The sequence below is a fragment of the Amycolatopsis sp. genome, from assembly GCF_036008905.1.
Taxonomy (GTDB): Bacteria; Actinomycetota; Actinomycetes; order Mycobacteriales; family Pseudonocardiaceae; genus Amycolatopsis.
Genome location: NZ_DASYMU010000142.1, coordinates 31,782 through 54,303, shown reverse-complemented (window position 1 = coordinate 54,303; position 22,522 = coordinate 31,782). Strand labels below are relative to the sequence as shown.

Sequence of the window (22,522 nt, the reverse complement as noted above, 5' to 3'; positions counted from 1 at the left end):
CTAGCTCTCCGCTGTCTCAGCGATGATCACCGCGGGGAGTTCGACCACCAGCAGGGCACCGGTCCCGTCCGGTCCCTCGCCCACCCGGACCGATCCCCCGTACGCGGCGGCGATCTCGGTGACGATGGCCAGGCCGAGGCCGCCGCTTCCGCTCGAGCGAGCGTCGTCCAGCCGTACGAACCTGTGGAACACCCGCTCCCGCTCTTGCTCCGGTATTCCGGGGCCGTCGTCCGACACCTCGAGGATCGCCTTGGCGCCGTCGACCCTGAGCACGAGCCGCACGGAGCTTTTCGCGTACCGCGCCGCGTTGTCGGTCAGGTTGCGTACCATCCGCGTCAGCTGGGCACGATCGCCCATGACCTTGACCGGAGCGATGCTCGCCGGCACCTGAAGATCCGTGGTCTGCCCAAGCCTCACCCGCTCCGCGTCCAGCACGTCGTCAAGATCCACCTCTCGCAGTGAGAAGGAGAGCCCGCGCTCGTCGGCCCTGGCGAGCAGCAACATGTCGTCGACCAGCCCGGAGAGCCTGGTGAGCTCACTCGACATCGCGCCGGAAGCGACATCGTCGAGCCGGCCGCCGGTCACGGACGCGAGATCCAGGTGCGTACGCAGGGTGGCGAGTGGGCTTCGGAGCTCGTGGCTGGCATCGGCGACAAATTGGCGCTGGGACCGCTGAGCGCGTTGCAGGCGTTCGAGCATGGCGTTCATGGTCCTGGCCAACCGGGCGATCTCGTCCTGGCCACGCGGCTCCGGGACGCGGTGCGACAGGTCGGCCTGCTGGACCGCGGAGACCTCCGCCCGGATCGCTTCGACCGGCGCCAGTGCGCGGCCGACCAGGCGGTAGACCGTCACGCCGACCACCAGCAACAGCAACGGAAAGCCCACGCCGAGCACAATCGACACGACCTCGATGGTGTCGCGTACCGAACCCAGTGTCTGTGCCGCGAGCACGACGTAGTCCTGCCCCGACACCCGCACGCCGATCGCGGCCACCGACGCCGCGTCGTTCTCGCCCGAGAGCACGGTGTCACGCAACTCGGCCTGCTGGCCAGGTGGGGGCCGCAACGAACTCATCGGTGTGAAGCCTGCGCTCACGCTATGGGCGACCACCGTCCCATCAGGACCGATCACCTGCGTGACGCCGGATGCGTCCGGAGCCACATCCAGTACGCCGGCCAATTCGGCCGGTCCCTCCTTCGTGAGCTGTGCCGCGACCTCGGACGCGCGCTGGTGCACCTGCTGCAGCACCGTCGTGGTCGCCGTGGCGCGCAAGGACAAGAGCAAGACCAGGGCGGCGCCACCCAGCGCGACCGCGGTGACGACGACGGCCGCGAAGGTGGAACGCCACCGCACGCTGCCCGTAAAGCGGGCGATGGCTGATCTCACCGGTCTTCACCCCATCGTCGATTGAAACGCTACTTCCCTGATCATCCCCCGACCGGCCCCGGCACCCGGGTAGCGGGTGGCGGCGTTCATGGTCAGATCACTGGCGAGCACCGCGGCGCAAGCTACGGACGGGGCCCCGACCCATCGTGGGCATCATCGCTGCGACAGCAGCACGACGTTACGTATGTGGCCCGCCACAATCTGCGACACACCTCACACCGACCACACATTGCCTTTGCCTCCCGCAAGTCGGACAACCACCGACCTTCGGCGCGCATCGCAGGGGATGCGACTGGCGTCGAAGGCGTCCGCGACGACGGTTACTCTGCGCTGGGGCGCAGCCAAAGATCACTCTTCAACCAATCCGGTAGAGCCTGTCAGCATCGAGCGGGAAGTGATCCACGGTGGGACTCATGCGCGTTGCCGACGAAACCCAGTCCGGCACCCTGGACTTCGATCCCGCTCCCCCTCGGCGAGTGACGTGGCGGGCTTGGCTGCTGGCAGCCACGGCGATCATCCCGGTCGCCTTGGCCGGTATGGCCGCCGCACGCGCGCCGCGGGTCCACGTCCTGCTGGACTACTGGCACGTTCTCGCGAAGATCACCGACGACGACGGCTCGCTGATTCCCGGTCAGCTGTTCACCTATCACCTGGATCAGCCGTTCGTCGTGCCGTCGCTGCTGTTCTGGGCCGACGCCGCGTGGTTCGGCGGCGACAACCGGGTGCTGACCCTGCTGACCGTTCTCCTGGCTGTCGCCGTGGTGGCACTGCTCGTCAGCATGCTTCCGACCACCCTCACGCCGATCAAGAAAGCCGCACTGGGCGCGGGGTTCTCCTTTCTGGTCCTGTCCTCGCACGCGATGGAGCTCTGGGTTCAGGCCACCAACGGGATCAGCTGGTTACCCGCGGTGTTCTTCAGCGTGCTGGCCATCGCCCTCGCCCACCGCGGGCAACCCGTGTTGTCCTACCTCGCCGCGGCACTGGGTTGCTTGTGCTTCGGAGCAGCGTTCCCGGTCTGGTTCGCTCTCGCCGTCGTCCTGTGGTTACGCCGCGCACCACGTCTCACCGTCGCGATGCCTGCCGCGATCGGGGTGCTGGTGCTCGGATTCTGGTTCGCGACCAAGCCATCCGGAGAGCACTCCCTCGCCAGCACCGCGTTCGACCCCGACGGCCGACTGTCCACCATGGCCGCGGCGGTCGGCGGACTCTGGTCGGCCGAACTCGCCCTCCCCGCCGTCATCGCCGGCGGACTGACCATCACCGCCCTCGCGCTGCTCGCCACGACGACCATCCAACGCAGTACCGCACAAGGAACAGCTGCCTCCGCCGAAGCAGGCTGGATCGGACTCGGCACCTACGCCCTCGCCCTGGCCGTCATGCTCGCCCTCGGGCGCACCTCCAGCAGCGTCCCCGGCGGCAACGTCGGCCTCATCAGCCGCTACGTCATCGTCGCCGCACTCGCCACCTGCGCGGTACTCGTCCTGATCACCCTGCACCGACCCGCGTGGCCCACCCGGTACATCGTCGCCATGACCATGACCCTCGCACTCGTGACCCACGCCATCGGCGGCGCGAAAGCCGCCGCCGTCCAACGCGACTACGCCCCGCTGCGACTCGCCGCGATCGCCCTGCGCGTCAACGCACCCAACGCGCTGAACACACTCCACATCCAGCCCTCCGCCATCCCCGCCGCCACCGCGCTGCGCGCCTACCCGTTCACCGACGACTTCACCCTCGGCTGCGACGGACACGAACTCGGCGGGCAACTCCCCCTCGCCACCACCCCACTCCCCGCACCATCCACACCCGGCACCGACCACGGCGCCATCGACACCCCACTCGCGCCCGACACCATTCTCTCCGGCTGGGCATCGATATCAGGCACCGCGGCCGACTGCGTCCTCGTCACCGACGGAACCGGCACCATCGTCGGCGGCGGGATCACCGGCCTCGACCACCCCAGCGCCGCCGCCACCGGATGGCACGCCGTCGCACCCCCAGGCACCACCGACCTCCACATCATCGTCACAGCACACGGACAGACCTACCACCTACCGCCGACAACGAAATAGACGAGCAGGCCAACACCCACCGACTCCCGGTCTCCGGAGCGTTCCCCGCACCGAATGATTCGAAATCCGGCGCATGCGCGATAGGACGAAGAACCAGCGCGGAACCAATAGAGTAATCGATAACCAAACGCAGAACATTGCAGGCTCCGGTTCGCGCGTAAATAGACGCCACTATCGAGGCATCTGGTCCGAACAGGAACCGTCAGACAATACGATCGTCACAGTGCAGCTGCCTCCGCCATATGACCCCCAGTCGGCAAACCCGGGTCGTGGACGGCCCCGTTTTGACCAATACGGTCACGCCCCAGAAGCGCCCCTGATGACCATCCATATAGGACTTTCCCGGGCTCCGTTGCCGAAACATTGCCCGACACACCATGACACTCGACGACACGAGAATACGAGCTAGGATACAGAAACATCAGTCAGATCGCGACATAAACCCGTGTCCATACACTCCAATCCAAAACTCCTGACTTTAATCCGCGGGTCAGCGCATGACCGACAGAGCAATCAACGTTGGCGTTGATCACTGGCGTGCCAGCCGTTTGGAGCCGCCCGAATCCGCGCAGTAGAGATCACGAAGGCGGCGGACCGCACGCATCTGCAGCACGCGGACGGCCACGTCTCGTCGCCGCATGATCCGTGCCACCTCCTCGACCGGCAAGTGCTCGAAGAAGCGCAAGTGGAGGCACTCCCGCTGGTCGGGGGTGAGCCACTGCATGCAGTCACGAATCGCAGCCGCCTCGGCACGTGCGCAGAGTTGCGCGGCCGGGTCGGCGGTGTCCGAAGGCGCGTCGAAGCCTTCGGGCAAGAAGACTTCGTAGCGTCGGCGGGCCGACTTGGCGTCGTCGATGACGAGATTTCTGGCGATGGTCATCACCCAAGCCCGGAACGAGGTGCCGTGGTAGCTCAGTGAGTCGAGCCGCCGGAATGCCTTGAGGAAGGTTTCACTCGTGATCTCCTCGGTGAGACTCCTGTCCTTGGTGCGCACCAGCACGTAGCCGAACACCGAATCGAAGTGTTGCTCGTACAACATCGAGAAAGCGAACTGGTCGCCTTGGCGCGCACGATCGACCAGGCACCACACATCCTCTGTGGACATACCGTCCGTCGCCCGCTGCGCTGGAACGAATGCCGCTCTCGGGCAAGCCTCGATGGCGATGGTCATCTGTGCCTCCACTCCGTTGTCGTGCTGAGCTCATTCGTCCGGTTCGTCGTCCTTGCCGTTGCTGGTGAAGAACACGAGTACATCGACGACCACGCCTGGGACGGTGAGCAGAAGCACGAACACGAACACTGCTCCTGAGGACCAGGAGTGCTGGGCCAGTACGAGACTGAGCCCGACCGCGAGGAGGAGCAGGGTCATGGGTGTCCCCGCTCCCCTGCCTCGTCTCTTACCGGATCACCACGATGACGGCGCCCGCCACGAAGACCGCGGCGAAAGCCAGGCAGACCGTGGCGCCTCGACGCAGGCTGCGAACTCGCTGGACGCGCGTGTCGGGGTCGACCGCGGCCGGCACCAAGTCGGCCGCGCGCCGTCTGCCCCACAGGCCTATCCCCAGCAGGGCCGCCGCGATGACCACCGCGATGACGGGGTTCATCGCGGGGTCAGATCGGCCGGCGGGGAATCCGGGTCCGCCGGACGATAGTTGTCGGCGTATTCGACCGCGGCGCCCTTGATCCGGTCGGTCAGCCACGAGCGCCACACACCCAGCTTGGCGGAAAGCTGCATCTCGGACTTGAGCTGGTCGTGCACCTCGGCCAGCGTTCTCGGTTCGGCCGGGGTGATCTCGAGGACCTGCCCGACATTCCAGCCGAACTGCGTCTGCACGGGTCCGAACAGACCGCCCTGCGGGACGCCGAACGCGGCAGACGCGTAGCCGGACTCCAGCTGCACGGCGGACACCGAGCCGAGGTCGCCGCCCTTGTCCCTGGTGCTCTGGTCGAGTGACTTCTGGGTGGCCAGCTGCCCGAGGTCGGCGCCCGCCTTGGCCTGTTTGAAGACGTCCTGGGCCGCGGCCTGGTCAGCGACGACGACGTTACGGATGTGCCGTGCCTCCGGCATCGCCATGTCGGCCGTGTGGGTGCCGTAGTACTGCTGGATTTCCTGGTCGGTCGTGGCGGGCACTTTGCCGGTGATCTGGTCGAAGAGCTGCGAGCTCGCGATCGTCCGCTTGACCTCGGCGAGCACGTCCCCCTGGGAGAGCCCCAGGGTCCCGAGCTGGGACACGAAGGCGTCGCGGCCGCCGGGGCTCTGCTGGATCACAGTGTCGAGCTGGTCTTGCGCGGCCTTGTCGGCGACGGCGACGTTGCGTTCCTTCGCGGCCGCGTCGACCAAGTCGGTCACGGCGATGGCTTTCGCCGCGTCGCGGTTGAACTTGTCCTTCGCTGTCTGGTCCTGGGGAACCTGTACGCCGTACATCGCACTCAGCAAGTGGAGGCGGTTATCGAACACCTTGGTGGTCATCACCTCGCCGCTCGTCCGGTAGACCGCGTCGGACGGCAAAGCGGTAACCCTGTCGATGACGATGTTCGCCGTCGAGCCGGCCGCCAACACCGCCAGGGCGGCGACGCTGATCCGCTGTGACCACGAGCCGGCCGGAGGCAGCGACAGGAACCTCGTCGCCAGCCGGACAGCCGCGTCGCGGTAGGGAGCGATCTTCATACCCTTACCTCCTCGTTCTTGGTAGGAGTGGAAACGCCAGGGACCGTCTCCCGCACTCGTGGGGGAAGCAGCCAGACAATGAGCAGGGCGGCCAGGTAGGACAGGACAACGGAGACGGCAAGGAGCAGGCCGAAGTCACGGAGCACGGTCAGGCCTGAGGCGGTGAGAACGAGGTAGCCGACCGTGGAGTTGGCGCACGCTGTCGCGACGCCCCACAAGAGCGCGCGGCTTCTGGTCCGGCGGGCCTCGGCGAGCAGGACGAAGAACTCGCATCCGACGGCGGTGGTGAGGGCTCCCAGCGTCACTGTGAGCGGGGTCAGCGTTCCTCCGGCCGCCCAGAGCAGCGCCAGCCCCCAGCCGGTGGCCAGCGCTCCGGCGAGCACCGCGCGCCAGGCGTCCGAGCGCCGGCGCAGGCCGATGAGCAGCACGGCGCCCGCGGCGACAATCCCGCTCAGTGTGGCGAGTAACCGGCTGTCGGCGACGACGTCGTACGCGCGGGCGGTCACGACCGGCACTCCGACGACATCGGCCTTGAGCCCGGCCGGAGGCTTCGGCAGAGCCGACCTGATCTCGTCGAGCACCGAGCGCTGCGCGACGACGTCGTCGACACGCATGCCGAACACCATCAACGCCTCAGTGCGGTCCGAACGGATCACCGAGGACGTCAGGTAGCGCGGCACCAGATCCATCGCGGCCGAGACCTGCGCGGGCGTCGGGTCGGCGCCGAGGAAGCGCAGGAGGTCCGCGGGGCTGATGACCGGCTGGACGCGGTCGCCGAAGCCGGTAACCATGGCGCTGCTGGTCTGCTGCATCCAGGTCAGGGCCTGCGGGCTCAGCAGGTTCTGACCGCTGACGACCACGTTCAGCTCGGACGACGAGCCGAGCACCTCCTGGACGTGAGTGGCGTCGTCGATCGCCGAGAGCCCCGCGGCGAGCCGCTGCGGGTCCGCGTCGATGCCGATCCGCGGCAGCAAGGTCCAGCCGGCACCCGCGACTACGGCAGTGACAAGCAGCAGGAGTGCGGCAACGGATCGGCGCGGGCGCGTCCATGCCGGGCTGAGCGGGTCAGCCGGCCCCGTGTGCGGCCCGGGTGCCCACGGGCCGAGCACAAGGCCCAGCGCGATGACGAGCAGGATCCCGCCGGCCAGCGCGAGCCCCAGCTGCCGCACGATCGGGAGTGGACAAAGGCACAGGCACGCGGCCGCGCCCGCACTGGCGAGACCGGAGACCACTACTCGATGCCGGTGCGCGCCCTGGGCCAGGTAGAGCGGGAAGTCGCTGCCGACACCGAGCAGGATCGGCAGCAACGCGAGCACACCGAGCGAGATCGGCACGCCGAGCCAGCCGAACACCGCGAGCGTGATCGCCGCCGCGGACGCCATCACGGCCAGTGGCCAGAGCCTGGCGCGCCGACTGCCGTACCGCGGGATCGTCAGCAGGACCAGAGAACAGCCGACAAGCGCGAGACCGACGAGCAGCGGCAGCTCGGACCAGATCTCGTCGGCGAGCGCGGTGGCGACGACCGGGACGCCGCTGATAGTGACCCGGCTGGTCACCAGCCCGGCCGCGGAGACCGCCGAGCGGACGCCATCGGTCAGCGCGCGGGCGCCGTTCTCGTCGAGTCCTTCGCGGGGGCGCACCAGGATGGCCACCGAATTCTGCGACGGCACGACGAACCGCCACTGCGGCTTGGGGGCGCCAGGGCCGTCGAAGATCGCCGTCTGCACGAAGGCCGGGTTGTAGAGCGTCGGCAGGCCGGCGGGCAGGCCGCGCGCGATGAACTGTCCATATCGGACGTCGAAGTCCCGCAGCGCCTTCTCCCCCGCCGCGGTCGCTTCGGCGGCTGTCTTGTGCTGATCGCGAGCCTGTTGCTCGGCGAGTTGAGCGACGACCTGGCGTCGCCCGCCGATGGCCGCGAGTACGTCCTTCGCCCCGCCCGCGATCTGGTTGAGCACTGTCCCGGGACCGTAGACGACCGCGGCGTCCGGCAGGCGCGACAGCTGTCCCTCCAAGCCCACCAGGCGGGGCAGCTGCCCGTTGTCGATGAGCAACCGCCGCGGCTGGTCTGTCTCCAGCACCACGACGATCGGGTCGCCGCCGAAGCCCCGCGCCTTGTCGTCGATCGCCTGCATCACGGGGTCGCCCTGGGGCAGCAGCGACGACACGGTCGTGTCGAGCTGGAGGCGAAGCAGGCCGCCGCCGATCGCGCCGAGGCACCCGAGCGCCAGTACCGCGGCGACGACCTGGCGCCCGCTCGGCCGTCGAACCGATCGCGGCCGGGTGACCAGTCGCTTCAGGAACCGAGCCGGTCGGCGAAGCGGCACTGTCACGGACCGCACGAAGTTTCGCATCGTCAGTTCACCCCGGGTCCTTCACGAGGCGCGGGTAGTTTCCGGAGAACGGCGTGCGGGTCGCCTGCTGGCCGGGCGCCGGATAGGCGTTCGTACCGACGGTGAGACCGCCGCCCAGGTTCACCGGATTGCCCCGGACGCTTTCCTCGTTCGCGACGGCGAACAGCGCGAGAACGTTCTTTCCGTCGGTGGTCTTGTGCGCGAACGAGGCTCGGAAGTTCGCCAGGAACGCACCGATGTCCCGCCCGTACGGTGACAGGTAGGCCGCCATCGGGTTCAGGTCCCGCAACCGTTCGCGCAGTTGCGGGATGAGCGCGCCGGCATCGCCGACCAGGGTGGGAACACGGTTGAGGGTCGCGGGAGCGCCGTCGAGAACGCCGTTGAGCGACGGCAGCATCGCCCGCAGGTCCTTGGTGGCCGACGGAAGCTGGTTCAGCGCGTCGGTCAGTGCGGGCGCGGCCGTGTTGAGGTTCGCCGCGATCGGGGCCAGCGAACCGGAGAGCTCGCGCAGCTTGCCGGTCGCCGTCCGGACGCTGGTCAGCGTGCCGGGGAGCTCTTTCATGCTGTTCGCGAGCGCGTCGTGCTGCCCCGCGGTCGCGCTCGCCAGCTGGTTGCCCGCATCGACGAGCCGCCCGAGGTCGCCTTGGCCGGAGTTCAACGAGTCGAGAACGGTGCTGAGCTGGCGGGCGAACTCCTGGAGGTCCTGGGACTGCGCGGCGATCGCGTCGAGCGCGGTGTGCCCATTGCTGCCGAGTTTGCCCAGGCCGTCCATGACCTGTGAGACGTTGACGCTGGTGCCCTGGGTGCCGGCGCCGAGCGAGCGCAGCGTCGAGCCGAGCGCGTCCTTGGTCTTCGGGTCCAGGCCGGCGAGAACGTCGTGGAGCTGAACGCTGGGTTTGACCGCGGACGCGGGGAGCTGTGTCCCGGACGGGATCTCCGGTCCCTGGCCGTCGACCACACGCACGACCGGCTGGCCTACCAGTGACTTCTCGCTGACCTGCACGGTCGTGCCCTCGTGCAGCGGCACGATCGAGGGGTCCAGCCGCAGGGTGATCCGCACGGTCTTGCCAACCGGGGTGAGCTCGGTGACCTTGCCGAGGCTGATCCCGGCGACGTTGACATCGGTGTAGGGCACCAGGTTGTCCACGTCGTCGACATTGGCCGACACGGTGTACGCCTGGTCAGAGGTGATCCCGGGAAGGGAGCCACCGGCCTGCGTCCAGAGGTAGCCGACGAAGCCGGCACAGGCGGTCAGGAAGGTGATCACGGTGGCGAGCCGGATCGTGTTCGTCCTGCGCGACGATGTTGCGCTCACCGCAGACCTCCGGGAAGACAGGGCAGGTAGTTGGGCAGCGGTGCGCAACCCTGGGGTTCGACGCCGAACGGCCGCATCAGATTGAACTCGAGCTGGCCTCGCACCATCGTCCCGTTGACATCGCTCGCGGCGGTGAGGGAACTGGTGTTGTAGACGAACGCCGAGACGCCCTGCAGCTGCTGGACCAGCTTGCCGGTCGCCACATCGAGCCGCTGCGTCACCGGCTGTAGATCGATGAGTGCCCCTTGCAGGTCGGACACGACCGGACGGAAGTTCGCGACGAGGGGCCGCGCCTTCTCCACGACCGGCGACACTTTCGGCACTGTGTCCTTGACCTGGTCGGCGAAGTCGCTCAAGCTCTTGAGCGAGCCCGGAAGCTTCGCAGACGCGGATTTCACGTTGTCCAGCAAGGGATTCAGGTCCTTGGTCAGGCCCGAAGTCTTCTCCATCGCCGCGCGCAGATCGTCGGTGACGCCGGGAAGCTGCTTGACCGCGTCGGCGAGCGGGCCCTGCTGCTGGGACAGCACACCCAGGGTCTGTTCGGTCGAGTCGACCAGGTGCGACAGCCGTTCGTCGTTGTTGCCGACCGCGGTGGAGATCTGCGACAGGCTGGTGACGAGGGTCTGGATCTTGTCACGGCGAGCCTGCAGCGCGGTGACCACCGGCTGGAGGTTCTTCAGCGTTTCGTCGGTCGCTTGGAGTCCGGCGGGGAGGTTCTTCGCGGCGCCGTTGAACGCGACGTTCGATTCGGCGAGGAGGTTTGTGAGCGCGTTCTGCGTGCGGGTGTCGAGGTGCGACAGGATCTCGTCCACCTGGGTGGGCCGATCTGTCTGCGAGAGCGGGATCGGCGTGCCCCCGGCGAGCGGTTTCGCCGGGGGACCACCGGGATCGAGGTCGACGTACATCTCGTTCAGGGGGTTCACCGGGCGCAGCCGGGCGTGGGCGTTGTCGTAGACGACGTTGCCCTTGTCGATGTCCATCGAAATGATCGACGTGCCGCGGCCGGTCGCCTCGGCCCCGGTGATCAAGCCCACCGGGACACCGGCGATCCGCACCTGCTGGCTCTTGGTCGGGTTGACCGCGACGGCGTCGCTGAACTCGGCCTTGACGGTGATCTGGCCGGAGTCCCATGGCAGCCGCCCGACCTGCTGCTTGACGATGATCCCGGTGGCAATGAGGCCGAGGAGCACCACCACACCGACCGCGACCACGTCACGGCCGAGCCCTGGAACGGTCCGCATGCGCTGCCAGGTGCGCCGGAAACGCCCTTTCTTGGCGCCGCTCATTTCGGAGCACCCCCGATCTTGGTGAGGTCGAGCAGGAAACGGTCCAGGCCGGGGATGCCGGCGAGCGTGTTGGTGCCGACCCCCGCCTGCAGGTTCGCGAACGCGCCGTTCTGGTCGTAGTGCTTCGACAGGTTGTCGAAGCGGGCGGCGAGGATCCCGAGTTCCTGGTAGACGGTGTGGCCGTTGGCACCACCGCCGGCGAATGGACCGGTGCCTCGCCACTGGGTGTTGAGCTGGGCGATGATCGGGCCGTTGAGCCGGTCGAGCGCCGGGCCTCGCACATCGTCGAGCACGCTGGTGGCAAGCTGGCTGGTCGGCACGAGCTCGTCGACCAGCGGCCGTGCTTCCGCCAGCAGCGGCCGGAGATCGGCGACAACGGGCCGGGCCGCGGCGAGAGCCGGGTCGAGGTGGTCCAGCGCCTCGTTCAGCGACTGGACACCGGGACGCGCGCCAGGGGACACGGCCTTGAGCTTGTCGAGCGTTCCCCCGAGATCGGTCATCCCGGCCCGGCTGGCACGCAACGTTTCGGGCAGGTCGGCGACAGCGGCACCGAGTTGCTTGCTGCCCGCGTTGATCGCCGAGGTAGTCCCGTGCAGTTTCTCCAGGACGGAGGCGAGCTGGCCGTCCTGGCGAGTCAAGACGTTCGCCAGCTGGTCGAGGTTCCCGACGAGCTGCGGCAGGTCAGCGCCGGGGTTGTTGCCCAGCGCGGACTTCAGCACGTCGCCGGTTGGGCTGAGGGTTCCTGGCGCGTCCTGCAGCAACGAGCGCAGGGCGTCGGAGCCGCCGGCGCTGAGGGCGCCGTCGAGGTCGCCCACGGTCTTCCGCAGGCCCTGCCTGGCGGAGGGCTGCAGCGCGGAGAACACCTCCGGGAGCTCGACCGGAGCGGTGGTGCGCGCCAACGGGATGAGGTCGCCGCGGTACTCCCCGCCGCCACCTCCTGGCGACAGCGCGATGTAGTACCGCCCGCCGAGGACGGTCACCGGACGGATCGCCCCGCCAGGGTCGGTGCCGAGCTTCGCCCGCGTGCCGTTGTCGACCTTCATCGACACGACCGTGATCGAGTCCGTGGTGGTCTCGACACTGCTGACGGTGCCGACGCGGGTGCCGGCGATCTTGACGTCGCTACCGCCGACCTGGAGTTCGAGGTTGCGCGGGAATTGCGCGGTGATGGTCTCGCCGGGGGTGAAGAACGTTGCCAGGGAAGACTTGTCGAGCACCACCACCGCGGCGAGGGCGATCACCGCGAACAGGACCAGGCCGAGTCTGAAGTGCCTGCGAGACGTTCGCGCGGCGCCGGTCATCGTGCGGGTCACCGGCCTCCTCCGTTCGGGTTGCGGGCTCCGTCGTTCACGGCGGTACCGGGCGCCGGGTACGGGTTGTAGCCCTGGGGAAAGAGGCCGAGCACGGACCCGGGCGCGATGACCGGGAGGATGCGGACGGCGCCGAACACCGTGCCCTGGGAGTCGTAGACGCTGTCGTTGGTGAACCCGGCCCCGCCGTCGGCCAAACCGGGGATGTCGACCGAGTACGGCGCGAGCGCGGTGAGGAACGGGTGCAGGTCGGCGAGGGCCTTGTCCAGCCGCGGTATCAGTGGCCGCGCGTCGCTGAACGTCTTGGTGAGGCCGGTGACCGCCGGATCGGCCGAACCGGCCACGCCCGGGATCTTGTGCAGGGGGTCGATGCCCTCACGGAGGACTCCGCGCAGGTCGGGTGTTGCCGAGCCCAGTGACTTCGCGCCTGGTCCCAGCTTCGCCATCGCGGACTGAGTATCGGCAAGCGGCTGCTTCAGCGAGTCGTGCACCGCGCGGACGCTGGTCAACGTGTCGGGCAGGGCGACGACGACGTCACGCAGCGGCGTGCCCCCATCGACGTTGACAGCGTCCAAGGTGCTCGTCATGTTCTTCAGCAGCTCCTTGAGCTGGTCGGTGCGTCCGGCCAGTTGCCCCGTGAGCCGCTGGGCGTTGCCGAGCAGACCGGGCAGGTTGGCCTTGTCCGATGCCAGGGATCCCGACACGGTCCCGACGTCGCCGAGCAAGCCGGGCGCCGCGGTGAGGAAGGCGTGCAGGTCCTTGCTGTGCCCGGCGACGCCGGTGCCCAGCTCGCGCACCGCGGAACCGGTGGCGGCGCGGGTCTGCGGGTCAAGGACGTCGAGCAGCTGGTCGATGTCCATGGCCGAGGCTGTCTGCGCACGCGGGACCACGCGGTCGCCGAGCGGCCCGGCGGCCGGTGTGCCCCGGTCGAGCTCGACGAACTTCTGCCCGAGCGCGGACTGGTCCCACATCGCGGCCTTGGCGTCGGCGTAGACCGTCTCGTTGCTCTCCAGGTCCATTGTGACGATCGCCTCCGCGTTGGAGTAGTCGATCGCGCCGACCTGTCCGATGCGGACGCTGTTCTGCCGGACATCGTCGCCCGTGCTGAGCTGTCCGACGTCGCTGAACGCGGCTTTGACCTGGATGTGCTGCGTGAGCGGCGGGCCGCCCTTGGCTGTCAGAGCCACGTAGGCCGCTAACGCGACGACGGCGAGCAACGCGACACCGACCAGGAACGATCGGCCTTGGACCGTCGAAACCGGGGTACTCATCAGAGCCCCCCGAAGAGCAGGCTCTGTAGCAGGCCCTCTTGAGACTGGGTGAGCCCGGTCGCGCTCCCGGGGTCATTGGGCGCGGCCGGTGCCGCGGTGTTGCCCGGTAGCGGCAGTACCGGTAGTCCCAACGACGGCACCGAGGGCAACCCCGGTAATGGCGGCGGTGCGGTCGCCTGCTCCTGGGCCTGTTGCTGCGGTGTGCTCGGGGTCGAGCGTTCGGGCGACAGGCTGCCGAGCAGTTCCGGCGGAACCAGATCGGGTGCGATCTTCTTGATCGTGTTGGAATCGATCGGCACCGAAGCACGGAAGAAATGGCCGATCGCGTCGTAGCCCGCCGTCGCCATCGCCCAGCCGGTAACAAACTTCAGCAGGTTGTCCAGGTTGTCGACGGCGGTCGTGCCCAGCGGCCGGGCACCGGCCGCGACTCCGCGCAGGTCTCCACTCCCGGCCCGGAGATCGGCCACCACGGGGCCGGCTTGGTCCAATAGCTGGTTCGCGTGGTCGAGGACCGGCTGCAGCGAGCTCAGCGCCGGGCCGCCGGCTGCGGTGAAGGCCGCCAGCTCGTCGCTGATCGCGCTCAGGTTGTCCGTGACCGGTTTCGCGGAGTTGAGCGCCGGGGTGGTCGCGTCGGCGACGCCGCTCAGCTCCTGCAGCGTCTCGCGGGTGTCCCGCAGCGTCTTCGGGAGCTGCGCGAGAGCCGAGTCGAGCTGCTGGCGGTGGTCCGCCACCGTGCCGAGCGTCTGGTCGGCGACCTGCACGAGCTGGTCGACGGTGCTCCCGTCGTCGGCGGCGACCGAGGAGGCGACCGGTGCGGCCTGGTCGATCAGCTTGGCCAGCAGCGCGTTCTGCTGGTTGAGCACGCTAGCCAGCTCGCCGGTCTGGCTCATCGCCGGGCCGAGGGCCTTGATGGCCCCGGCAATGTTCGCGCCGTTACCCTGCGTACCCTCCCCCATCGTCGCGAGCAACGCGCCCAGCGCGGTGGACGTCGGGGTGTCCAGGGTGTTGAGGACATCGTCGAGCCCGACCGAGGCACTGGTGCGTTCGATCGGGATGGCCTGCGGCGCGGGCATCACCGGCGCCGTCGGTGAGCCGCTGTCGATGCTGATGAAGCGCTCCCCCAGCAGGCTCACCGGGCGGATCTTGGCGCTGGCGTCCGCGCGCAGCGGCAACAACTTCGGGTCGAGCCGCATGTCGACCCGCGCCCGGCCATTATCCAGTGCCACGCCGGCGACCGTCCCGACCTCGACCCCGTTCGCCCGCACGGTGTTGCCGGGGATCAGCGAGTCGGCGTCGGCGAAGTAGGCAGACACGACGCCTTCCCTGCTGCTGGCCTGGTCCGAAACCACGAACGCCCCGGCCGCGACGGCGACCACCGCGGCGGCCGTCCACGGCAGCCACTTCCTTCCACGTGTCCTCATCGGATCGGCTCCCTGTTGGCGTCGGTCCACGGCTGCCCGGCGGCGCTGCCGGGTGCGGTGTTGGGGTCGAAGTTCAGGAACGGCGGTTTGACGCCGGGGTTGTTGTGGAAACCGGTCGCCGAGACCGTCAGCAGAAGATGCCCGTAGTGCCCCTGCGAGTTGAATCCGCCGAAGACCCCAGCCCAGTTGCTGAGCCAGCCGACCAGGTCGGGGGTATAAGGACGCAGGAAGTCCAGCGCGGGAGCGAGCCCGTTGAGCGCTTGGGTGGTGCCGGGCAGCACAGCGTGTGCGCTGTCCAGCAGACCGGGCGTCTGGTGCAGAAGGGTGTCCGCGGACTTGAGGGTGGGCACGAGCTCGGCGACCGCAGGTCGCAGGTCGGCCAGCAGCGGACTGAGATTGCCCGCCACCGACGGGAGCTTCTCCGAAACCGGCTTGAGATCCTTCAGCAGCGGGCCGGCCGCGTCCACCGCGCCACCGACCTTGTCGAGGTTCGAATGCGCCGCCTGCAACGTCGACGGTAGCTCACCGAGCGCCTCGGTAAGCTTCTTCTGTTGTGCAGCAACATCCTGCGTGATACCCGACAACTCCGACACCGCCGACGACAGGTCAGTACGCCGTGCTGCCACCGCGGACGTCATCTGGGACAGCTTCGTGACAAGCTCACGGATCGAAGGTCCGTCCTGCCCGACCGCGGCAAGCACCTGACCGAGAGCTTGCACGGTGGGGCCGGCTGTGTTCAGGGTCGACTGCAGGTCCTGCTCGCGCCCGCTCAGGGTCGAACTCGTCTGGGCGAGCAGGGATTTGAGACGGTCACGAGTGGGTGGGTCGAGCGCTTCGAGCACGTCCTCGACCTGGACCTGGGACCAATCCGTCGCGACCACGCTGCCGCTCGGCAGCGCCGGGTTCGTCTTCGGCCCAGGCGCCAGCTGCAGGTAGCTCTCACCGACGAGCGCCCGGTAGGTGATGACCGGTTTGGTGCCCGTGTGCAGCGGGGCGGTACCGTCGTCGATCCGAACGTCGACGACCGCCTTCCCGTCCTGCGTCGTCAGCCCGGTGACCTCACCGACACCGACATTGTTGATCCGGACCGGGAGGCCCTCAACGATTCCGGCGGCCTCGGGCATCACCAGTTTGAGCCGGTAGCCCGTACCGCCCGACGGGACGAACACGTACAGCGCCGCCGCGACGGCCACCACCGCGATCGCCCCTGCGATCAGAATTCTCTTGCGTCCCATGGGTCAGTCCATTCCCAGCGGACCGGCGGACGCGCCGGCGAGGAATTGCCGGACGAACTGGTCTTCGGACTCGAACGCCTCCTCCGTCGGTCCATAGTGGACGAGTTTGCCCTGCCAGACGGCGGCGACGTAGTCGCTGACCGAGCGGGCGGTCGGGATGTTGTGGGTGACCAGGATGTAGGTGCCGCCGTGTTCGGCGTGCATCTGCAGGATGAGGTCGTTGAGCAGGCTCGTGCGCACCGGGTCCAGCCCGGAGTCGGGCTCGTCGAACATCACGATGTCGGGGTTCATCACGAGCGCGCGGGCGAAACCGGCGCGCTTGCGCATACCGCCGGAGAGTGAACCCGGCTCCTTGAACGCCGCCTTTTCCAGGCCGACCTCACTCAGGCGCAGCATCACGATGTCGCGGATCTCCGCCTCCGACTTGTCCGTGTGCTTGCGGAGGGGAAACGCGACATTGTCGTAGACGTTCATCGAACCGAACAGCGCACCGTCCTGGAACAACACCCCGAAACGACGCCGTAGCACGTAACGTTCGTCCTCGGACAGTGCCCAGATGTCGCGGCCGAAGACCGATACTTCGCCGCGGTCGGGTTCCAACAGACCGACGATGTGCTTGAGCAGCACGCTCTTACCTGTGCCGGACGGGCCGAGCACTGTCGTGATGGCGTTGTCCACGAAGTTCAGGTTCAGGCCGCGCAGGACGTCGAAGTCGCCGAACGACTTGTGCAGGTCGCGGACCTCGATCGAATGCTCGGCCGCTCCCTGGGCGTACACCTGGGGAAAGACCTCGGTGGGTGCTTCGGAAACCTGCGTCAGCGGATTCACGATTCAAAACCTCTTCTGGGAGTGCGGGTTTCGGGGGAGCTCGGCGGCGCTAGTTGGCGATAGGCGAATTGGGGAATCCACCCCAGAAGAACTGCTCGAACATCATGCCGATCACGCTGATCAGGATCATGTTCACGATCATGGATTTGGCGGTGTTCTTCCCGACCCCGACGGGGCCGCCCTTGGCGGTGTATCCGTAGTAGCAGGAGACCAGCACGATGATGGTGCCGAGCACCATGGCCCAGACCAGGGAGAAGAAGAGATCGAGCGGGCTTTGGAACGCCCAGAATGTGTGACCGTAACCGCCGGCGGACGCGGTACCCATCACGTCGACGATGACGATCCATGCCGAGAGATAGCCAAGGCCGAGCCCGACCAGATACAGGAACGGCATCGCGATCCACGCGGCCACCAGCCGGGTGCCGACCAGGTAGGGCCGTGGGCGGACGCCCATCACCTGCATGGCGTCTATCTCCTCGTTGATCCGCATCGACCCGATCTCGGCCACCAGGCCGCAGCCGACCTTCGCCGCCAGGATCCAGCCCCACATCTCCGGCGCCGTGCCGCGCAAGCCGACGAGCACGTTGACGCTCCCGACGTAGCTGCGCACACCGAACTGGGTGGTCAGGTAGTGAACGTTGATGGAGACCACGGCGAACAGGGTGATCTGCATGAACCAGACCACCAGGCCGCTGGACAGGACGAGGATCCCGGCCTGGCGAAGGACTTCGGAGAAGTACAGCCGCACCTTGCCGAGCGACCCGAACGTCTTCAGGACGAAGTCGACCATGTCACCGGCGTTGGTGAGCGCAGACCGGAAAGCGGACCGGCCCGGGACAGGCGCCCGTCGCCGCACCGGATGCACAATGTCCGTGCTCGTACTCATCTGGCTTGTCCCCTATCGAGCGGTGTTGAGGCTCGGCGCCCAGCCGAGCATCGTCGCGGTGAAGAAGAAGTCGATGATGAAGATGACGGCGAAGGACAGCACCACGGCCTGGTTGACCGCGCGCCCGACGCCGATCGCGCCGCCCCGCGAGGTGATTCCCTTGTACGAGCAGATGACCCCGATCGCCACGCCGAACAACGCGCTCTTGAGAAGGGCGTATCCGAGTTCGATGGTCGTGAGGTTCGAGAACAGGGTGCTGAAGTAGATCGCCGGCGCCACCTGTCCGAAGTAGACGACCCCGACCAGGCCGGCGACGATTCCGACCACCACGGACACCAGATTCAGCAGGCAGGTCATGACGGCCGCGGTGATGATGCGCGGGAGAACCAGCTCGCGGACCGGGTCGATGCCCAGCACCATGAACGCGTCGAGCTCCTCACGGATCTTGCGGGCGCCGAGGTCGGCCGTCATCGCGGCGCCGACGACACCCGCGACCACCATCGCGTTGATCCACGGGGAAAACGCGCGCAGGTTGAAAATAAGGAAGTACTGCCCGTAACGGTTGCTCGCGCCGATCAGGATCAGGAACGTCAGTGCGAGGATCGCGAACAGCAGACAGAACGTGAACGCCGAAAGGATCAGCGGGAACCAGCACAGCCGCAGGACGTTGTAGACCTCGTCCTTCACCGCGCGCCAGTAGCCGGTGGGGTGCCGGAGGGCACTCCAGCACACGCGGCCGAGGAGCTGCACCATCGCGCCGGCCTCGGCGAGCGGCCCGAAAACGGGGCCGGGCACGTGACTGACGACGAGCGCGGGCTTTGATCGCAAGGGCGGCAGGGTCGCGGTCGCACCCGGCCTGCCGGGCGGCTCGTCAGGATCCGCCCCGTTACGGGCCACTGGATCGTTCATCGGCATCCTCACGGTCGGCTCGGGAGCGCACAGAAGGTGCGTATTCCGCGACGTGACGGGCCCGGATACCGATCCCCGGGATGCCACGTCAATGTCGGCTGGAGCACAATGCGCTCCGCCGGATGGCCGACACAACTCGATGTTCCGCACGATGCAACGCGAGGTTGGTTGTTCACCGCGGACACTGCAATCTGGGTCACACACCGAACGCGTGGCACCCGATGCGCGCGGAGGAGCCGCTCGACCGGTCCTGCTCAAGAGCAGGCCGAGAGGGAGAACCATGGTCATTCTCGTACTGGTGCTGGCCGCCGCGGGCTCGCTGGCCGCTAGCCTGGTCACCCGTCAGGTCTGGCCGGCCTGGCTTGCACTGGCGTTGTGTCTGCTCGGCCTGGCACTAACCGTCGGCAAGGGCGTGCACAAGCGACGGCTCGCCAGGAAACACCAGGTCGACGACGACGTCGACCAACCTGACGAAGCCGGCGACCTGATGGAAACCGCAGTCGGTGAGACAGCGGACGACGTCGACGACCGTGACGAGCCTGCATCCGAAGTGGACCCGGAACGGGAACCGGTAGTCGTCGCAGCCGAGGAGTCCGTGTCCGAAATGGACGAGCTTGTCAGGGTTGTCAAGGGACGTCGACGGTTCCACACGCCGGGCTGCCGGGTACTCGCCGCGCATCCGTTCGACGAATTGACCCGCGACGAAGCCGTCGAGGAAGGTTTCACCCCCTGCACGGTCTGTGAGGCCAGCGTCGCCGGCCGGACGCTGAACGGCAACGTAGTGCCGGTGTAGTGAAAGGACTCGTGAGTGTTCAGCCCGGCTCTGGCGTCGGCCAGCCGCAACACTCACGAGTCCTTCCTCAAGCGCGCTGGTCGAAGCGCCTTCCGAGATACTCCGAGGCGATGCGGATCCGCTGGATACTCGGCGTGCCGCCCGCGATCGCCCAGCCGTGTGCGTCGCGGTGCATCCGCTCGACGTCGTACTCGCTCGAGTAGCCGTACCCGCCGTGCAGCTGAATGGCGAGGTCGGAAACCTTTTTCGCCATCTCATTGGAGAAGCACTTCGCGATCGACGCCTCGATGGCCACCGGCGCCCCGGTCCCGGCGTTCTTGGCGGCCCGGTACACCAGCAGACGCGCCGCTTCGACCTGCACCACCATGTCCGCCAGCGCCCCCTGCACCAGTTGGAAGTCGGCGATGTCCTTGCCGAACTGCTTGCGCTCCTGGACGTAGCGAGCGGTCCGGTCGAGCGCCGCCTGACCGATCGCGAGAGACATCGTCGAGTTGCCGAGCCGCTCGATCGAGAACGCGGTGAACAGCTTGCCGAACCCGCCCTTGGGGATGACGAGGTCGTCGATCGGCACCCGCACATCGGCGAAGTACATGTCCGCCGACCCGACTCCGCGGTGCCCCATCAGCTGTTCCTGCGGGCCGAAGGTCAGCCCGGCCGCCTCGCGATCGACGAGCACGGCCCCCATGCCCTTGCCACCGGGCTCGGACCCGAGCCGGACGTAGACAAGGTACTTCTCGGCGTGACCGGCTCCGGAGCACCAGCGCTTCGCCCCATTGATCACGACCTCGTCGCCTTCGATGCGCGCGGTGGTCGTGACGTCCGTGGCCGCGGAGCCCGCGTCGGGCTCGGAGATCGTGATCGCGATGATGATCTCCCCGCTGATGACCCGGGGCAGGTAACGCTTGCGCTGCTCCTCGGTGCCGAACAGGTGGATGACCCGTGCGGGCCCGGCCGAGGCCTCGAACACCGGCCACGCGGCCAATGGGGAGACCTTCGCGAACTCCTCCTGAACGATCAGGGCGTCGAGCAGCGGGCGGCCACCTCCGCCGTACTCCTCCGGCAAGGTCAGGCCGAGCAGGCCCAGTTCGCCGAGCCGTCGGCGCTCCGCGACCGGGAACGGTGTCCGCTCCCGGTCCCACTCCTGGGTGTGCGGGGCGTAGAGGTCGGCGGCGAGCTTGGCGGCGAGGTTTTTCAAGTCCCGCTGCTCGTCGGTCAGGTCGATCACGCTGTACTCCTCATCACTAGTGCCACGGGGTCAGGTGCCGGTCCACGCCGGCGCTCGCTTCTCCGCGAAGGCCCGTGCGCCTTCGGCGGCGTCCGCCGACTTCCGGCACACGTCCACATGCGACTCTTGCCGGGCGAAGGCTTCGTCTGCGGGCCAATGCGCGCCCGCGTCGATCAGGAACTTGGCCGTCCGCACGGCCAGCGGCGCGTTGACCGCGATCCGCGCGGCCAGAACCCGGGCTTCGTCGACCGCTCGCCCGTCGCTGACGACGTGGTTGACCAGACCCCAGCGATGCGCTGTCGTGGCGTCGATCGGATTGCCCGTCAGGACGAGTTCCATCGCGACGTTGCGCGGTATTCGGCTGGGCAGCCGCAGGACCCCGCCCGCGGCGGCCACCAGGCCACGCTTCACCTCGGGGAGGCCGAACAACGCGCTCCGCGAAGCGACGATGAGGTCACAAGCCAAAGCGATCTCGAATCCGCCACCGAGGGCGCGCCCTTCCACCGCGGCGATCAGCGGCTTGACCGGTGGACGTTCGACGATGCCGAACGCGCCCCGATCAGGCACGACAGGACGTTCGCCGGTCGCGGCAAACGCCTTGAGATCCATCCCCGCGCTGAACACCGGGCCGTTGGCCGCGAAAACTCCAGCCAACACGTCGTCGCGAGCGTCGAACTCGTCGAGTGCGGCGGCGATCGCCTTCGCGGTCGCCAGGTCGACGGCGTTGCGGACTTCGGGCCGGTCGAGGGTGATGGTCGCGACGCCGTCCATCACTTCGAAACGCACCAGCGCGCTCACCGCGGCGCCATCCGAATGGCGCCATCAAGGCGGATGGTCTCGCCGTTGAGCATTCCGTTGTCCACAATGGCCAGTGCGAGTTTCGCGTACTCGTCCGCTTCACCCAACCTGCTGGGGTGCGGGACCGATGCGGCCAGGGAGGCGCGGACCTCGTCGGACAGCCTGGACAGCAGCGGGGTGTCGAAGGTGCCGGGGGCGATCGTGGTGACACGGATCTTTTTGCTCGCTAAATCGCGGGCGGCGACGATCGTCATGCCCACGATGCCCGCTTTCGAAGACGCATAAGGGATCTGGCCGATCTGCCCTTCGAACGCGGCGACCGACGCGGTGAGGATGCAGACACCGCGGTCGCCGTCGAGCGGCTTGTTGGCGGCCATGCGCGCGGCGGACAGTCGCAGCACGTTGAACGTGCCGATCAGGTTGATCCCGATGATCTCGGTGTAGGTCTCCAGCGAGCCCGGCGTGCCGTCGCGGTTGACCAGTCGTACCGGTCCGCCGCGGCCGGCGCAGTGCACGACGACCCGTAACGGTCCTTGTTTCCCGGCGACGTCGAGAGCGGCGTTGATCTCGTCCTCGTTGCGCACGTCCGCGCTGACGAAATGGACCTGCTCGCCCAGTTCCTTCGCCACCGTGTCACCGTCCGATGTGGACAGGTCCACGATCACGACCGACGCGGCGCCCGCCGCCACCAGCCGTCGTACCGTCGCCAGCCCCAATCCCGATGCGCCTCCGGTGACCAGAGCGGAGACCCCGTTGACATCCATTCCT

At 67.9% G+C, this 22,522-nt stretch carries 20 protein-coding genes; 2 read left to right on the top strand and 18 right to left on the bottom strand.

The features are described 5' to 3' along the window. Window positions 1–1,386: a HAMP domain-containing sensor histidine kinase gene (locus VGP60_RS24720; RefSeq protein WP_327550463.1), complete on the bottom strand. Its 1,386-nt coding sequence runs from the start codon at window positions 1,384–1,386 to the stop codon at window positions 1–3. A gap of 413 nt (window positions 1,387–1,799) precedes the next feature. Between VGP60_RS24720 and VGP60_RS24715 the strand changes: the two genes are divergently transcribed. Further along, on the top strand, window positions 1,800–3,458 hold the full coding sequence (locus VGP60_RS24715; RefSeq protein WP_327550462.1) for a DolP-mannose mannosyltransferase: 1,659 nt from the start codon (window positions 1,800–1,802) through the stop codon (window positions 3,456–3,458). A gap of 529 nt (window positions 3,459–3,987) precedes the next feature. Here the strand turns inward: VGP60_RS24715 and VGP60_RS24710 are convergent. The 14 genes from VGP60_RS24710 to VGP60_RS24645 all read right to left on the bottom strand — a co-directional run bounded on the left by VGP60_RS24710 (window position 3,988) and on the right by VGP60_RS24645 (window position 18,938). Then, complete coding sequence (locus VGP60_RS24710; RefSeq protein ID WP_327550461.1) at window positions 3,988–4,629, bottom strand: sigma-70 family RNA polymerase sigma factor; 642 nt, start codon at window positions 4,627–4,629, stop codon at window positions 3,988–3,990. 30 nt (window positions 4,630–4,659) lie between these two features. Continuing rightward, the gene (locus VGP60_RS24705) at window positions 4,660–4,827 is read right to left on the bottom strand and encodes a hypothetical protein (protein ID WP_327550460.1); all 168 of its coding nucleotides are present in this window, start codon (window positions 4,825–4,827) and stop codon (window positions 4,660–4,662) included. 28 nt (window positions 4,828–4,855) lie between these two features. Next, window positions 4,856–5,062: a hypothetical protein gene (locus tag VGP60_RS24700; RefSeq protein ID WP_327550459.1), complete on the bottom strand. Its 207-nt coding sequence runs from the start codon at window positions 5,060–5,062 to the stop codon at window positions 4,856–4,858. Then, the gene (locus VGP60_RS24695; protein ID WP_327550458.1) at window positions 5,059–6,126 is read right to left on the bottom strand and encodes a peptidylprolyl isomerase; all 1,068 of its coding nucleotides are present in this window, start codon (window positions 6,124–6,126) and stop codon (window positions 5,059–5,061) included. The genes VGP60_RS24700 and VGP60_RS24695 overlap by 4 nt, the downstream gene beginning before the upstream one ends. After that, a complete protein-coding gene (locus VGP60_RS24690; protein ID WP_327550457.1) occupies window positions 6,123–8,477 on the bottom strand; it encodes an RND transporter in 2,355 nt (784 codons plus the stop codon). The genes VGP60_RS24695 and VGP60_RS24690 overlap by 4 nt, the downstream gene beginning before the upstream one ends. Before the next feature lie 7 nt (window positions 8,478–8,484). Further along, on the bottom strand, window positions 8,485–9,792 hold the full coding sequence (locus tag VGP60_RS24685) for an MlaD family protein (RefSeq protein ID WP_327550456.1): 1,308 nt from the start codon (window positions 9,790–9,792) through the stop codon (window positions 8,485–8,487). Then, window positions 9,789–11,078, bottom strand: a complete 1,290-nt coding sequence (locus VGP60_RS24680) for an MlaD family protein (protein ID WP_327550455.1) — start codon at window positions 11,076–11,078, stop codon at window positions 9,789–9,791. Before VGP60_RS24680 ends, VGP60_RS24685 begins: the two co-directional genes overlap by 4 nt. Further along, window positions 11,075–12,391, bottom strand: coding sequence for an MlaD family protein (locus VGP60_RS24675; RefSeq protein WP_327550454.1), 1,317 nt, complete (start codon window positions 12,389–12,391; stop codon window positions 11,075–11,077). Before VGP60_RS24675 ends, VGP60_RS24680 begins: the two co-directional genes overlap by 4 nt. Continuing rightward, entirely contained in the window at window positions 12,388–13,659 is a 1,272-nt protein-coding gene (locus VGP60_RS24670; RefSeq protein WP_327550453.1) for an MlaD family protein, read from the bottom strand. Before VGP60_RS24670 ends, VGP60_RS24675 begins: the two co-directional genes overlap by 4 nt. Next, window positions 13,659–15,080: an MlaD family protein gene (locus VGP60_RS24665; protein WP_327550452.1), complete on the bottom strand. Its 1,422-nt coding sequence runs from the start codon at window positions 15,078–15,080 to the stop codon at window positions 13,659–13,661. The genes VGP60_RS24670 and VGP60_RS24665 overlap by 1 nt, the downstream gene beginning before the upstream one ends. Next, window positions 15,077–16,315, bottom strand: coding sequence for an MlaD family protein (locus tag VGP60_RS24660; protein WP_327550451.1), 1,239 nt, complete (start codon window positions 16,313–16,315; stop codon window positions 15,077–15,079). The genes VGP60_RS24665 and VGP60_RS24660 overlap by 4 nt, the downstream gene beginning before the upstream one ends. Window positions 16,316–16,318: 3 nt before the next feature. Continuing rightward, entirely contained in the window at window positions 16,319–17,092 is a 774-nt protein-coding gene (locus VGP60_RS24655; RefSeq protein WP_327550474.1) for an ABC transporter ATP-binding protein, read from the bottom strand. 100 nt (window positions 17,093–17,192) lie between these two features. Beyond that, window positions 17,193–18,029, bottom strand: a complete 837-nt coding sequence (locus VGP60_RS24650) for an ABC transporter permease (protein WP_327550450.1) — start codon at window positions 18,027–18,029, stop codon at window positions 17,193–17,195. A gap of 12 nt (window positions 18,030–18,041) precedes the next feature. Next, window positions 18,042–18,938, bottom strand: a complete 897-nt coding sequence (locus VGP60_RS24645) for an MlaE family ABC transporter permease (protein ID WP_327550449.1) — start codon at window positions 18,936–18,938, stop codon at window positions 18,042–18,044. Window positions 18,939–19,218: 280 nt separating this feature from the next. Between VGP60_RS24645 and VGP60_RS24640 the strand changes: the two genes are divergently transcribed. Next, window positions 19,219–19,731, top strand: a complete 513-nt coding sequence (locus VGP60_RS24640) for a hypothetical protein (RefSeq protein WP_327550448.1) — start codon at window positions 19,219–19,221, stop codon at window positions 19,729–19,731. 67 nt (window positions 19,732–19,798) lie between these two features. Here VGP60_RS24640 and VGP60_RS24635 read toward each other — a convergent pair whose 3' ends face one another. The 3 genes from VGP60_RS24635 to VGP60_RS24625 are packed head-to-tail and all read right to left on the bottom strand — an operon-like array spanning window position 19,799 to window position 22,518. Next, window positions 19,799–20,956: an acyl-CoA dehydrogenase family protein gene (locus VGP60_RS24635; RefSeq protein ID WP_327550447.1), complete on the bottom strand. Its 1,158-nt coding sequence runs from the start codon at window positions 20,954–20,956 to the stop codon at window positions 19,799–19,801. Between the two features lie 30 nt (window positions 20,957–20,986). Further along, complete coding sequence (locus VGP60_RS24630; RefSeq protein ID WP_327550446.1) at window positions 20,987–21,754, bottom strand: crotonase/enoyl-CoA hydratase family protein; 768 nt, start codon at window positions 21,752–21,754, stop codon at window positions 20,987–20,989. Continuing rightward, the gene (locus VGP60_RS24625; protein ID WP_327550445.1) at window positions 21,751–22,518 is read right to left on the bottom strand and encodes an SDR family NAD(P)-dependent oxidoreductase; all 768 of its coding nucleotides are present in this window, start codon (window positions 22,516–22,518) and stop codon (window positions 21,751–21,753) included. Before VGP60_RS24625 ends, VGP60_RS24630 begins: the two co-directional genes overlap by 4 nt. Between the last annotated feature and the right edge of the window lie 4 nt (window positions 22,519–22,522).